The sequence below is a fragment of the Variimorphobacter sp. HTMS_6 genome, from assembly GCF_059717775.1.
Window position 1 is genome coordinate 712,679 of the sequence record NZ_AP046094.1, and the last position, 13,610, is coordinate 726,288.

Genomic DNA, 13,610 nt, shown 5'->3' on the forward strand with positions numbered 1-13,610 from the left:
ACAAGACCCTATAAATTAAATGATGGTTTGGAGTGATTTCTATGAGTAATCCGGCGTATAAAGATATAACGATGATAGAAGAGGTTGGAGGGTGTCTACTCTGTAATGAAGCACCATGTACGAAAGCGTGTCCACATCATCTTCCGGTTGATTCAGTCATCCGATCGCTCCGGTTTGAGAATAAATTGGGTGGGGCGATGAAATTACCACAGGAATTACCTTGTATAAGCTGTAAGGTGAAAGACTGTGAAAAAGCATGTCTTAAGGGTAAGGTGAACAGATCTCTTTCAATCAGTGAAATAATGAAAGAAGTAGCAACTTATGACAGGGTGATAAAAGACGGAGCAGATTTATCCATTCGATTTTGCGGAATTGAATGTGAAAATCCCTTCTTTTTATCCTCTTCTGTGGTGGGAAGTAATTATGAAATGGTGGCTAAGGCATTTGATATGGGATGGGCTGGAGTAGCTTTTAAGACCATTGGTACCTTTGTTCCGCAAGAGGTATCCCCAAGATTTGATGCACTTCGCAAAGAAAATGTACCCTTTGTCGGGTTTAAAAATATTGAACAGATCTCAGACCATACATTAGAGGATAATATATCCTACTTAAAGCAGCTAAAGAAGGATTATCCGAGTAAGATTATCATTGCTTCGATTATGGGACAGAATGAAGAGGAATGGACATATCTTGCTAAGCTTATGACGGAGGCAGGGGCCGATATTATAGAATGTAATTTTTCTTGCCCTCATATGGCGGCGGATGGTTTGGGGTCGGATGTTGGTCAGAATCCGAAGTTGGTTCGTTCCTATACCAGAGCGACTAGAAAAGGAACTCATCTTCCGATTTTAGCGAAGATGACGCCGAATATCGGGAATATGGAAGTTCCTGCAATTGCAGCAATGGAAGCGGGAGCGGATGGTATCGCGGCTATCAATACCATTAAGAGTATTATGAATGTCAATCTGGATTCCTTTTCTTCCGGTCCAGACGTCAAAGGAAAGACCAGTGTTGGCGGCTACTCCGGTAAAGCGGTTAAACCGATTGCCCTACGTTTTATTCAATCGATGAAAAGCTGTAGACAACTAGAGGACGCTCCGATTAGTGGTATGGGCGGAATTGAGACCTGGAAGGATGCGGCAGAGTTTATCGCACTTGGCTGTGAAAACATTCAGGTAACTACCTCAGTAATGCAATATGGATATCGTGTGATAGAAGATATGATTGAGGGAATGAAATTATATCTGAGCTCACATGGGCTTACCTCAATCACTCAGATTGTAGGTAAGGCATTACCAAACATTATTCCAGCTGAGGATTTGGAGAGAAGCAGCATATGCTATCCCAAATTTGATAAAAACAAATGTGTTGGCTGCGGTAGGTGCTATCTATCCTGCTATGATGGAGGACATCAGGCATTGACTCAGGATAAAACATCAGGGAAGCCGATTATGAATCCTGAAAAATGTGTAGGATGTCATCTATGTCTGGCGGTATGCCCGGTAGAAGCTATCGGTCAGGGTGGCCGTGTAATGAAAAAATAAAGAGGAGGGGTATTATGTATTCGTGTAGTTTAGAACGATTGGATGATAAAATTAAAACATTTAGTAAATTTGGTGATACCGGAAATGGGGGAATTACTAGGTTTTCACTTTCTCCCGAAGCACTGGAAGCAAGAGCGGAATTCGTCCGTAGAATGAAAGCAATCGGTGCAACCATCAAGACGGATGATATGGCTAATCTCTATGCCACAATTCCCGGAACGGAAGATTTACCTGCAATTTACTCCGGCTCTCATTTGGATTCGGTAAGGCAGGGAGGCAATTATGATGGAGTCCTTGGAGTGTTAACAGCGATGGAAGCAGCGGAGACGATTGTTACTGAGAAAATTCCTCACAGACATCCGATTACGGTGGTGGTTTGGACGAATGAAGAAGGGGCACGCTTTGAACCGGCAATGATGTCCTCCGGTGTTATCTGCGGAAAATTCGATAAAAAGGAGATGCTGGCATCGGTTGCAAAGGATGAGCCTGGATATACCTTTGGAGATGCTCTGGCTGCAAGCGGCTACGTCGGTGAGGAAACAAATCGCATCAATCCCGCAGGAGCAACTGCCTTATTAGAATTACATATTGAGCAGGGACCGGTTCTTGAAGCGGAAGGCTATGATATCGGCATCGTAGAAGGTGTATGTGGAATGATTAATTATGAATTTACATTTACCGGTCAAGCGGGTCATGCCGGTACTACTCCAATGAAGTACCGTAAGGACGCACTCTATGCAGCAACCAAAACCATCCAATATCTTCATGATGAATTAGATGAGCTGGATAGCAAATTAGTATATACCACAGGAAAGATATCCTGCCATCCGAATATCCATACGATTATTCCAGATGAAGTAAAATTTACGTTAGATGCAAGACATCAAGACCCCGAGGTAATCAAGCAAGTACTCGCCATCGTTCACCGTATCCCGGAGGAAGTGGAAAAATGTCAGGTGAGCTATCAGGAAGCCTGGGCAAGAAAAACCGTAACCTTTACCTCTGAACTAGTCGATTATGTGGAAAAGAGTGCAAGAGAGCTTGGTTATTCCAATCGTAGAATATACAGTGGTCCCGGCCATGATGCACAGTTCATGATAGATATGATACCTACCACGATGATATTTGTTCCAAGTGTAGGTGGTCATAGCCATTGCGAGATTGAATATACCCCGGTGGAGAACTGCGTTAAGGGTGCAAATGTGTTGCTGAAAACTTTATTATATATTGATCAGCAGTAGAAGTGGAATCAATAAACTAGGATTTAATTGAAACACAAAGTAAAACCCGCATAAAGCTGAGTTAAGTATTAAGTATGTAATGATAAATGGAGTTAGAGACGATAAATAGATAGAAAGAACCATGACTTTTGTCATGGTTCTTTCTATCTATTATCACTTAAAGGAAAGGCCTTCCTTTGTTATACTTATTATATAGTCGTGATAAATTGGAGGGTAAGAAATTGAGTGAAGTGGTATTGAGATTGGAAGGGTTGACTAAAAAGTACGATAATAAGCCGGTCGTTGATCATATTAATTTGGAGATAAAGAAGGGAGAAATCTTTGGATTACTTGGTCCTAATGGTGCTGGTAAGAGTACAACGATGAATATGGTATGTTCTTTGGTGAAACAGACCTCCGGTAAAGTGGAGCTGTTCGGATACGATACCAAATCAGATATGAATAAGGTAAAATCAAAGATCGGCTATATTCCACAGGAATTGGCCATTCATGGTAATCTCAAGGCATGGGAGAATGTAGAGTTGTTCACCTCCCTTTATGGGATGAAGGGAGAAGCTCTAAAAAAGGCGGCAAAGGAATCCTTGGAATTTGTAGGGCTCGAGGATAGGAGGAACGGTTTTGCGAAGAATTTTTCAGGAGGTATGAAGAGGAGACTGAATATTGCTTGCGCAATCGGACATAAACCGGAGCTTTTGATTTTTGATGAGCCTACGGTGGGAATCGACCCACAATCTAGAAACTTTATTCTGGAGAAAATAAAGTTCGTAAACGGGCAGGGAGCTACCGTTATTTATTCCAGCCATTATATGGAGGAAATTGAAGCAATCTGTTCAAGGATTGCTATTATGGATAATGGAAAGATTGTTGCCATCGGCACGAAGCGGGAATTGGTAGAGATGGTTACTTCTGATCAGGATAGTGATATGACATTAGAACAGGTATTCCTTACTTTAACCGGCAAAAAGCTTAGGGACTATGCAGAGGGGGAGATGTAGAATGCCTTGGATATTAATTAAGAATAATCTTAAGCTAATGCTGCGTAGCAAATGGATTTTCATTATGATGATTATATTCCCGATATTAACAATTGCATTAATCTCAAATGCGTTTCAGTCCTTGATGAATACCAATATGAAGGTGGAAGAATTCAAGGTAGGATATCGGTTAGACAGTGCCACCACCTATGAACCACTGATGGGTAAGCTCCAAGAGGCTTGCAAAGGTAAGAATATTATACTGCAGGATTACCCGGAGGGTGATATAAAAGAATTGTTGCAAAATCGTACGGTTTCTGTGTTTGTGGAGATAAAGAATGATTATTATAAGCTGTATCAATCAAATGAAAAAAAGATTGAGGCTTCAGTAACAGACAGCATATTATCCGGTTTCTTCTATCAGGTGAATGAAGAAGCCACGCTGGGAACATACGCCATGAAGAATAGTTTAAACCCTTCAGGGCAGGGAAGAGAAAGTAGTATAAAACAGGAAATATTGGCTACAAATCCGGTTCCCTCTGCGATCGATTATTATGGAATTATCTATATCATATACTTTGCATGGTGTGGTCTGGTATCGCTGATGGCTGTAATATCCAGTGAACGAAAGAGTGCAATTCCAAGAAGAATGCGTGTTACTAAAATGTCTAGTACAAAACAATATCTTGGTAAATTTATTCCCTGTACCATAGCAATATTAATCGAAGCATGTATTAGCTGGTTTTTATCTATCATTATATATGATATTCATTGGGGGAACGTTGGGTTATCATTTGTAATCGTCATGTTAACCTCAATGGCAGCCAGTGCAATTGGAATTGTGTTATTCCAATTGTTTCGTAATGTAGCAATAAGTATTGTTACGGGGTTTGTGGTAACCTGGGTGTGGGGTTACTTTGGAGGCACCTTCCAATCATATATGTATCTTGATCTTCCTAAGTATTTGATTTATTCCTCTCCAATTTATTATATCAATCGTACGTTGGTGGAATTCTCTACATTGGGACATAGTGAATATACATTTAATTGCATCGGATATTTGGCTGGAATCATATTAGTAAGTGTTTTGATTGGTATTCCATTAACCGGTAGAACGAGGGAGGAATAAGAATATGAATGGCTTTAAAACAATAATCAAAATGAATTTAAAACTACTTCTTCGTAATAAGGGTTATCTGGCATTTTTATTTATTCTACCTGTTATATCAGTAGTTATGCTAAATTTAAATAATACAGAAACCATGTTTTCTCAACAAAATATCAATACGTTTTACGAACTAAAAAGCGACTCAGAACAGGTACTGAATATGGCCAATGATCAATTAAGTGTTAAAGTGATCGATTGCAGTAATTCGAAGCTATCGGACTATATCCTAAAAGAGCTTCTCAAAACAGGAGCTTTTCGTATCTATCGATTTAAAGAAAAGCCGATTAACCTTAACAGAGCCAGAGAGATCGCATTAGATTCTGCTAACAGGGGTTCAATCGGAGCGGTAATCTATATTCCAGAGAATTTTGACAAGGAGATTCTCGATGGAAAGAATAGTAGTATCGTCTTGTTCAAGGCAACAAAGGATCAACGAATAGAACTGCTAGAGAATAATCTGAATACATTTCAAAACAGCTTATACAGATATGGTGAATTAACCGGTTACCAAAAAAGTAAACTGGAAGCACTACTGGAAGCATCCACAAATAATGAATTTAAGAAGGAAATCATAGGGATAGAAGTCGGGGATGAACTGAATCTAACCTCTCAGCAAAAGAGCAATAGCTCATGCATCAGCTATTCATTGTCCTTTTTAACCATTGGATTTTTATTTAGTGGCGTGTTTATTGCCGCCACCGTGGTAGATGAGAGAAGGAATAGAGTATATAATCGTTTTCTACTATCAACAGCTTCACTAATAAATTATGGAAGTACAAAGGTTTTGATGGTACTGGCAAGTGCACTGATGCAGACCGGAATATTAGCGATTGGGATAAAGCTATTTGTAAAGGCTGATTATGGAATCGGTTTTGGCAGTTTCCTGTTTTTGGTATTCTGTTTGGGAGTTATCTTTAATCTGTATAGTGTTGTGATTGGTGTAATAACGAATAATGTATTAACATCAAATTATATCGCTTTTATCACCTGGACCTTCTCCAGTTTGTTAGCGGGGTTGTATTTCCCATTGGACGGGGCGTCAAAATGGTGGGTGAAGGCATCCCAACTGATGCCGCAGCGTTGGGTAGTTAAGTCTGCTGAGATGTTGATGGTTGGCAAGAGCGGAGTATATGCCATGTTTCTCCTGGTAGTCAGCAGTTATCTGATTGTTATTATGAGTGTTGGTCTACTAGGAATCCGAATAAGAAGAAAAGAATAACGTTCATGTACTTTTTCTCTCCCATATGGTAAAATATTGCCAACAATATATTGGTTTGCGGTATGATTTGAACGGAGTACATTATATGAATGATAACGGTAAGAGATACTATTTTTCAATCGTTAAATTACTATGTATCATTATTTTAATTGTATATATTATCTATTATAACGAGAAAGCACTTCATGTGATTAGCATGGAGTGGTTTCTCCTTGCTGTCTCCTTATTGGCGACATTAGGCTTTGAGCTTTCGGGCGATGATAGAGTATATGAGGCTACACAGGAGTTGGATTGGCGCAAATGGATGTCCCTGATGATGAACAGGGAGCGTAGGTGGAAATTACTCTGCTTAGTAGCAGAGATTATAATCGTGCTGGTACTATTTCTGTGCTTTGATGAAAAAAATATTGGGCTATACCTATACCCGATGGTATTAATGGATACAATCGTGTTTTTGCGTTTGCCATTTATATTTGGTGTTTTTATGTTGTTAGGGGTTTTGGCAAATAAGGAAGATGTGATTCAATATACTGCTTATAGCTTTTTTGTCTTTATTATATATTATCAAAATTTCATCATAATCGAACGTTATAAAAAATATATCGATGATTATGAAGAAGAGGAGTATCAGCTGAAAGATTCGATTCATATGAAGGATACCATATATCGTGAACAGCTGGAAAAAAGTAGCTTAGCCTTTGAAAATAGAATGTTAGAGGAGAAGGCACGTCTATCCCAGGCACTTCATGATAAATTAGGACATAGTATTAATGGTTCTGTTTACCAGCTGGAAGCATGTAAGGTATTGATGGAGAAGGATGCACAGCAAAGTAAAAATATCATGCAAGGTGTTATCGATAACTTAAGAGCCAGCATGGATGAAATTCGTCTGATCTTAAGAAAAGAAAAACCGGATAAGAAACGGATGGCTTATCTTCAGCTGGTTCAGCTTTGTGAAGAATGTAAGGAGAAATACGGTATTTTAGCCCGGGTTACCATCGAGGGCGAGGATAAGGATATTCCGGAGCATCTCTGGGATGTGATATTAGATAACACCATTGAATCCGTAACCAATGCGTTAAAGTATGCAAAATGTACGGAATTAACAATTGAGATAGCAATTTTACATAAAGTAGTTCGTTGTATGATTCGAGATAATGGAATTGGATGTGGTCAACTGGAGGAGGGAATGGGAATTCAGGGAATGAAAAGCCGAATCAGAAGGGTGAATGGTTTTCTTGACATTAATTGTGAAAACGGTTTTCATATCAACATGATTATTCCATTATAAAGACTAGTATCATAGTAAATGTGAGAAGGGCTATATGTTATGATTAAATTTATCACTGATATAAACACCTTACTAATTTAAATGTTATGTAATAAGGTTAAATCATGTGAAGTAGTATTAAAAGTGGGAGTTGGGGCATGGAAAAAATAAAAGTAATCATCGTGGATGATAGTGATTTTGTAAGAGATGGAATGAGGATTATTCTGAGTGTGGATGAAGAATTTAGCGTATTAGGTTGCGCGAAAAACGGAAGGGAAGCACTAGAACTGGCGATGAAGGAACGAGCAGATGTTATTTTGATGGATATTCAGATGCCTGAGATGGATGGAATTGAAGCGACACGTGAAATAGTAAAACGCAAGCTCGGAAAGGTGCTGATACTAACGACGTTTGATGATGATGACCTGGTAGAGAAGGCAATAAAAAACGGAGCGGATGGTTATCTGATTAAAAATCACACACCTGACCAGCTAAAACAGATGATTAAATCGATTCATCATGGAGTGAATATTTTAGATGGTCAGGTGTTTTCAAAATTCACCGATGCTGGCCTTAAATCCGGTAACGGATTTGACAGTTCTCTTTTTACTGCAAGAGAGTTAGATATTGTTAGGGCCATTTCAGAAGGACTTTCTAACAAAGAGATTGCAATGAAGCTCTTTATCAGCGAAGGTACGGTAAAGAATCATATCAGCACAATATTGGAAAAGGGCGGGTTATCCCATCGCACTCAGGTCGCGGTATATTATTTAACTGGAAAGAAAGGCATTTATTAAAGGAATAAAGAAGATAGAAAAGACTCATAGTTTTGTTAACGGAGCAAAATGATAGATGCCCGAGTAACAAAATGGTGAGTCTTTTCTTCTATAACAATATGCTGTAATTCTAGTATCACTAATAGAATATCAAGTCTAATTGATGGCCTAATTACAGATCCTTTACTGCTTTTTCCAACTGCTCTAAAGCCTGCTTAAGAATCTCTCTTGGGCATGCAATATTAATTCGTTCAAATCCGGTACCTTCTTTACCAAAGATATGTCCCGCATCCAGCCAAAGATTTGCTTTATCGACGATTAAGCTTTTCATTTCAGATGGAGATAGCCCTAAAGCGGAGAAATCCAACCAGATTAAGTATGTGCCTTGAGGTTCAATGAGTTTAATATGAGGTAGCTTTTCACCTAAGAAATCTCTAACATAATTCAGATTATCTAAGAGGTAGGCTCTCAATTCCTCCAACCAGGGTTGACCAAATTGATAAGCTGCTTTACATGCAACTAAACCAAGTGCATTAAGCTGACTGTAGCCACTTCTATCTATTTCTTTTATCACCTTTTCACGAAGCTCTTCGTTCTTAATAAAGATATTGGATACCTGTAATCCTGCCAGGTTAAAGGTTTTACTTGGAGCGGTACAAGTAATTGCTATTTGTGCAAAATCTTCTCTTATATTTGCGAATACGGTATGCTTGTACCCGGGATAAATAAAATCGCAATGTATTTCATCCGATAGAACCGTTACATTATGCTTTAAACAGATTTTTCCGAGCTGTGTTAATTCCTCTACAGTCCATACCCTTCCGACCGGATTATGAGGATTACACAAGATGAATAACTTTACGTTATGAGAGATAATCTTTTTCTCGAAATCCTCAAAGTTCATAGAATATTTGCCATCATTATATACTAACGAGTTCACAACTAGTTTACGATTATTCGCTTGGATGGAGCCGCGAAATGGATAGTATACCGGTTGTTGAATTAAAACACCATCCCCCTCCTGGGTTAGTGCCCGGATTACTTGAGCGATAGCAAATACGATTCCGGGTGTTTTAATTAACCACTCTTCGTTAACATCCCAATCAAAATTCTGGTAAAACCAATGATGAAGCACATCAAAATAATCCTTTTTCACATCGCTGTATCCAAATATTCCGTGGGTTACTGCATATGTTAAAGCGTCAAGTACCTCGTTAGGCGCCTGAAAGTCCATATCGGCTACCCAAAGAGGCAGAATATCGGAAGGTTTTCCTCGTTCTACAGCAAAATCATATTTTAGAGAGTTCGTATTTCGTCGATCAACAATCGTATCAAAGTTATAGCTCATTTGTATCCCTCCTTTATTCTTATCTAGCTTTCAAAAGCTTGTTCTAAATCCTTTAACAAATCATCAATATGCTCAATCCCTACAGAGAATCGCAGGAGCTTACGATTGATACCTTTTGCTTCGCGTTCTTCTTCCGGAACATCCGCATGAGTCTGAAGCATCGGGTATGTAATGAGGCTCTCCACACCGCCAAGGCTTTCGGCATATTGAATCAATTTTACATGATTTAAGATTTTCACAGCAGTTTCTTCCGCTTTTACACGGAAGGATATCATACTGCCAAAACCGTTCGATTGCTTTTTGTTGATTTCATAACCGGGATGAGAAGGAAGTCCGATATAATAAACTGCATCTACTTTATCGTTTTTTTCCAACCACTGCGCAAGAATAAGAGCATTCTTTTGCTGATATTCCATTCTAAGGGGAAGCGTTTTAATTCCTCTTAGCAACAACCAGGAGTCAAAAGGAGATAATCCTGCACCGGTTGTTTTAATGATAAATCGAATTTTTTCATCTAGCTCCTGATTTGCCAACACTAAGAAACCAGCTAATGTATCATTATGCCCTCCGAGAAACTTCGTACCACTATGAAGAACGATATCAGCACCCAATGTGAGTGGTTTTTGGAAGTACGGGGATAAGAAGGTATTATCCACAATAAATAATAAATTATTTTGTTTTGCAATCTTATTGATTTCCTGTAAATCCGTAACATTCATCATCGGATTCGTTGGTGTTTCAACAAAGATAGCTTTCGTATTCTTCTTGATATTTGTGGTAAGCAGATCAAGATTAGAGGTATCAACATAATCGATTTCCACACCGTTTTTTGTGTTAATATGGTCGAATAAACGAATGGTACCTCCATATAAATCTTCCGAAGCTAAAATATGATCACCGGGAGAAAATAGTTCCATCAAAGCGTTGGAAGCAGCCATTCCGGAGTTGAAGGCTACAGCACCAAAACCATTTTCAAGTGAAGCAACCACCTTTTCTAATTGCTCACGGGTAGGGTTTTGGGATCGGGAATAATCAAAGCCGGTACTTTCACCCACACTTGGGTGAGCAAAGGTAGCTGTTTGATAAATTGGAAAGCTGATAGCACCTGTGTGTTCTAACATTCTGGCTTCATTATTTCCATGTACGCACTTGGTGTTTAATTGAAAACTCATAAATTACCTCCATTCGCTTGATGTAAATTAATACATTTAGTGATATGCATTTCTACTAATCATATCAAATAAATATGAAATGTATTATATTATAAAATTCCTCTCATTTCAATATGATTTTCTATTATTGCTATCTGTTATACGGATATACATTATCAAATATATAGATGAATAAAATTATATTTATTTGAAATTATACATCAATTACTTAAGAATATACAAGATAGGAATAACTTAAGTGATAAATATAATATCGAATTTCGTTCTGATATTAATATAAAAATTAAAAATATAGAAAAAATTGTATTGACATTAAAATCTAAAAGCGTTATCATTATTTAAAACATATTATACATATCTAATAAGTATGAATATCTTAGGGGGATGCAATATTGGATAAGGAAATTCGGTCAATACGCAAAAATAATATTGAAGAAAAAGATTTAAAGAAAATTATTGAATTTCTTGAAACAATTCAGTATGGGTCAGTTACGGTAATCGTGCAGGATGGGAAGATTATGCAGATTGAGAGAAATGAGAAAATTAGGGTGAAGTAAAAACATGAAGCGACTAGTTAACTGGAGGTTTTGGAGTTGATTCCAGAGCCTTTTTTACGTAGAGTTAGAGATTATATGTATTCGAAAAATAGTGAAAGGAAGTACTCAAATGAAAATCTCAACTAAAGGTAGATATGCTGTTGATATTTTGTTATATATGGCAACTGATAATACAGGGCAATATATTACTTTAAAGACAATTGCGGAGCGTCAATCCCTTTCGTGGAAGTATTTAGAGCATATTGTTTCGGTATTAAATAAAGCAGGATTTGTTAAAAGCATCAGAGGATCACAGGGAGGATATAAGCTGGCGAGGCGTCCGGAGGAATACACGATAGGCATGATTCTACGATTAATGGAGGGAAGCTTGTCGCCGGTGAACTGTCTGGATAGTGAAAGTGATTGCCCAAATCAAAATCATTGTGTTACAATGAGGGCATGGAAACAGCTAGCAGATGCGATTGATGAAGTGGTGGATGGAATTACACTGGCAGATTTAGTTACATGGCAGCTCCAAAGTGAGAAAACGGTCATTAATTAATAAGAATTTGAGGGCTTATATGGTGAATCAAGTACGTATTATAGAAGAATTCCGAAAACTGGTTTCAATCGATTCGATTTCATTTCATGAACGGAAGATGGCTGATATACTAAAGGAATATCTGTTACAGCTTGGGTTTGAAGTGGAGGAAGATAGAGCCGGTAACTATTATGGAAGTGAATGTGGTAATTTATATGGTTATCTAAAAGGAGATATCCCGGGTAATCCAATTCTGTTATCTGCACATATGGATACGGTGACTCCTGGTTTGAATAAAACAGCAGTGGTTCAGGAGGATGGAACCATAACCAGTGACGGTACAACAGTACTCGGTGCTGATGATTTATCAGGAATTGTCTCTATATTGGAGGCAATTAGGACAATTAAGGAATCCGGCTTGTCACATCGCAGTATAGAGATTTTATTCACAATCGCTGAGGAAGTTTATATCCGTGGCAGTGAAGTGTTTGATTATTCTGTTATCAAGACGAAGGAAGCCTATGTACTTGATTTGGACGGATTTGTTGGGACAGCTGCACTGAAAGCGCCAACAGTTGTATCTTTTACCGCTTCAATAATCGGAAAAGCTTCTCATGCCGGGTTTGCACCGGAACTGGGAATTAATGCGATTGCGATTGCTGCACAGGCAATCACGCAGATCAAGCAGGGTAGAATCGATGGAGACACAACAGTTAACATAGGATTAATTGAGGGTGGTAAGGCTAGAAATATTGTGTCAGATAACTGTGTGTTAAGAGGAGAAGTACGAAGTCTTAATCATGATAAAGCGTTATCTGAAGTTGATAATATAAGAGATATTATTGCAGATGTGGGAAGTCGTCTTCAGGCGGAATATACGTTCGAGACGGATTTCGGGTGTATCGCATACCAGGTAAAACAAGAAGATTTGGTTGTTAAGCGATTCGAAAAGGCATGTAAGGAGTTGGGTTATGATACGAATTATGTGAATACGTTCGGAGGCAGTGACAACAACAACCTTCACAGACATGGTATATCCGGATTAGTTATGTCCTGTGGTATGAATCAGGTACATTCCTGTAAGGAATATACTTATATAGATGAATTAGTAAAATGCAGTAATATTGTATTAAAAATACTGACTGATAAAGGGAATGACACAGCTTAGGGAGGTTAATTATGAAGAATCCTTTAATCTATCAATCAACCGAATATGATTGTGGACCTACTTCAATGTTGAATGCAATCAATTATCTTTTTCATCGAAAAGAAATATCACCGGATGTTGTAAAAAACATTATGCTGTATTGCTTGGACAGTTACAATAAAAAAGGGGAAGCATACAAGAGTGGAACAACTGGCATGGCGATGACTTTCCTGGCTAACTGGTTAAATCAATTTGGTAAAGTGAAAAAATGGCCGATATATTGTGAGATGATGAACGGAGAGGCGGTTAAAATAAGCCAGAATAGTAAATTAGCAGAATGCCTCGGACAGGGAGGCGTTGCAGTTGCTAGAGTTATGCTCGGTTGCTGGCACTATGTTCTGTTAACAGGAATTGATGAGGAGTATATCTATTTATTTGATCCATATTATCGTGTAAAATCGTTTAATACGGAGGGGATTGAGATGATTAAAGATGCTCCGACTAAGATGAATCGTAAAATTAAACACGATATTCTAAATAGTGAGGGTTCAGGAAATTATGCTTTGGGTAAATTGGAGGGCAGAGAATGTATGCTGCTTTTCAATCAGAAGACCAGAAAGACAATGGATAGCATCGAATATTTTATTTAGATTAGTAATCGTCAATATGCGTAA

General features: G+C 38.2%; 13 protein-coding genes. 11 read left to right on the plus strand and 2 right to left on the minus strand.

The annotated features are described in order from the left end of the window. Positions 1–41: 41 nt before the first annotated feature. The 7 genes from preA to AC6IWN_RS03215 all read left to right on the plus strand — a co-directional run bounded on the left by preA (position 42) and on the right by AC6IWN_RS03215 (position 8,213). Entirely contained in the window at positions 42–1,544 is a 1,503-nt protein-coding gene (gene preA, locus AC6IWN_RS03185; protein ID WP_497990929.1) for an NAD-dependent dihydropyrimidine dehydrogenase subunit PreA, read from the plus strand. A 14-nt stretch (positions 1,545–1,558) separates the two neighbouring features. Then, a complete protein-coding gene (locus tag AC6IWN_RS03190) occupies positions 1,559–2,785 on the plus strand; it encodes a Zn-dependent hydrolase (RefSeq protein WP_497990930.1) in 1,227 nt (408 codons plus the stop codon). A gap of 230 nt (positions 2,786–3,015) precedes the next feature. After that, positions 3,016–3,780: an ABC transporter ATP-binding protein gene (locus tag AC6IWN_RS03195; RefSeq protein ID WP_497992160.1), complete on the plus strand. Its 765-nt coding sequence runs from the start codon at positions 3,016–3,018 to the stop codon at positions 3,778–3,780. Position 3,781: 1 nt separating this feature from the next. Then, positions 3,782–4,888 carry an ABC transporter permease gene (locus AC6IWN_RS03200; RefSeq protein ID WP_497990931.1) on the plus strand — a complete coding sequence of 369 codons (1,107 nt, stop codon included), beginning with the start codon at positions 3,782–3,784 and terminating at the stop codon, positions 4,886–4,888. Between the two features lie 4 nt (positions 4,889–4,892). Then, positions 4,893–6,146 (plus strand): ABC transporter permease, encoded by a 1,254-nt coding sequence (locus AC6IWN_RS03205; RefSeq protein ID WP_497990932.1) that lies wholly within the window; start codon positions 4,893–4,895, stop codon positions 6,144–6,146. A gap of 85 nt (positions 6,147–6,231) precedes the next feature. After that, positions 6,232–7,437, plus strand: a complete 1,206-nt coding sequence (locus AC6IWN_RS03210) for a sensor histidine kinase (RefSeq protein WP_497990933.1) — start codon at positions 6,232–6,234, stop codon at positions 7,435–7,437. Between the two features lie 137 nt (positions 7,438–7,574). Then, the gene (locus AC6IWN_RS03215; RefSeq protein WP_497990934.1) at positions 7,575–8,213 is read left to right on the plus strand and encodes a response regulator; all 639 of its coding nucleotides are present in this window, start codon (positions 7,575–7,577) and stop codon (positions 8,211–8,213) included. Positions 8,214–8,364: 151 nt separating this feature from the next. Here the strand turns inward: AC6IWN_RS03215 and AC6IWN_RS03220 are convergent, their stop codons facing one another. Beyond that, a complete protein-coding gene (locus AC6IWN_RS03220) occupies positions 8,365–9,540 on the minus strand; it encodes a MalY/PatB family protein (RefSeq protein ID WP_497990935.1) in 1,176 nt (391 codons plus the stop codon). A 23-nt stretch (positions 9,541–9,563) separates the two neighbouring features. Further along, entirely contained in the window at positions 9,564–10,712 is a 1,149-nt protein-coding gene (locus AC6IWN_RS03225) for a trans-sulfuration enzyme family protein (RefSeq protein WP_497990936.1), read from the minus strand. A 392-nt stretch (positions 10,713–11,104) separates the two neighbouring features. On the opposite strand from AC6IWN_RS03225, the gene AC6IWN_RS03230 reads away from it, so the two are divergent. The 4 genes from AC6IWN_RS03230 to AC6IWN_RS03245 all read left to right on the plus strand — a co-directional run bounded on the left by AC6IWN_RS03230 (position 11,105) and on the right by AC6IWN_RS03245 (position 13,586). Further along, the gene (locus AC6IWN_RS03230) at positions 11,105–11,269 is read left to right on the plus strand and encodes a YezD family protein (protein ID WP_497990937.1); all 165 of its coding nucleotides are present in this window, start codon (positions 11,105–11,107) and stop codon (positions 11,267–11,269) included. A gap of 109 nt (positions 11,270–11,378) precedes the next feature. Next, positions 11,379–11,810, plus strand: coding sequence for an RrF2 family transcriptional regulator (locus AC6IWN_RS03235; RefSeq protein ID WP_497990938.1), 432 nt, complete (start codon positions 11,379–11,381; stop codon positions 11,808–11,810). 19 nt (positions 11,811–11,829) lie between these two features. After that, positions 11,830–12,957, plus strand: coding sequence for a M20/M25/M40 family metallo-hydrolase (locus AC6IWN_RS03240; protein WP_497990939.1), 1,128 nt, complete (start codon positions 11,830–11,832; stop codon positions 12,955–12,957). 11 nt (positions 12,958–12,968) lie between these two features. Beyond that, positions 12,969–13,586 (plus strand): C39 family peptidase, encoded by a 618-nt coding sequence (locus AC6IWN_RS03245; RefSeq protein ID WP_497990940.1) that lies wholly within the window; start codon positions 12,969–12,971, stop codon positions 13,584–13,586. Positions 13,587–13,610 lie beyond the last annotated feature (24 nt).

Coding starts and splice junctions, on each gene's coding strand:
- AC6IWN_RS03190 (WP_497990930.1), top strand. CDS start 1,559: ATGTATTCGTGTAGTTTAGAACGATTGGATGATAAAATTAAAACATTT.
- AC6IWN_RS03205 (WP_497990932.1), top strand. CDS start 4,893: ATGAATGGCTTTAAAACAATAATCAAAATGAATTTAAAACTACTTCTT.
- AC6IWN_RS03220 (WP_497990935.1), bottom strand. CDS start 9,540: ATGAGCTATAACTTTGATACGATTGTTGATCGACGAAATACGAACTCT.
- AC6IWN_RS03245 (WP_497990940.1), top strand. CDS start 12,969: ATGAAGAATCCTTTAATCTATCAATCAACCGAATATGATTGTGGACCT.
- AC6IWN_RS03210 (WP_497990933.1), top strand. CDS start 6,232: ATGAATGATAACGGTAAGAGATACTATTTTTCAATCGTTAAATTACTA.
- preA (WP_497990929.1), top strand. CDS start 42: ATGAGTAATCCGGCGTATAAAGATATAACGATGATAGAAGAGGTTGGA.
- AC6IWN_RS03225 (WP_497990936.1), bottom strand. CDS start 10,712: ATGAGTTTTCAATTAAACACCAAGTGCGTACATGGAAATAATGAAGCC.
- AC6IWN_RS03200 (WP_497990931.1), top strand. CDS start 3,782: ATGCCTTGGATATTAATTAAGAATAATCTTAAGCTAATGCTGCGTAGC.
- AC6IWN_RS03215 (WP_497990934.1), top strand. CDS start 7,575: ATGGAAAAAATAAAAGTAATCATCGTGGATGATAGTGATTTTGTAAGA.
- AC6IWN_RS03235 (WP_497990938.1), top strand. CDS start 11,379: ATGAAAATCTCAACTAAAGGTAGATATGCTGTTGATATTTTGTTATAT.
- AC6IWN_RS03240 (WP_497990939.1), top strand. CDS start 11,830: ATGGTGAATCAAGTACGTATTATAGAAGAATTCCGAAAACTGGTTTCA.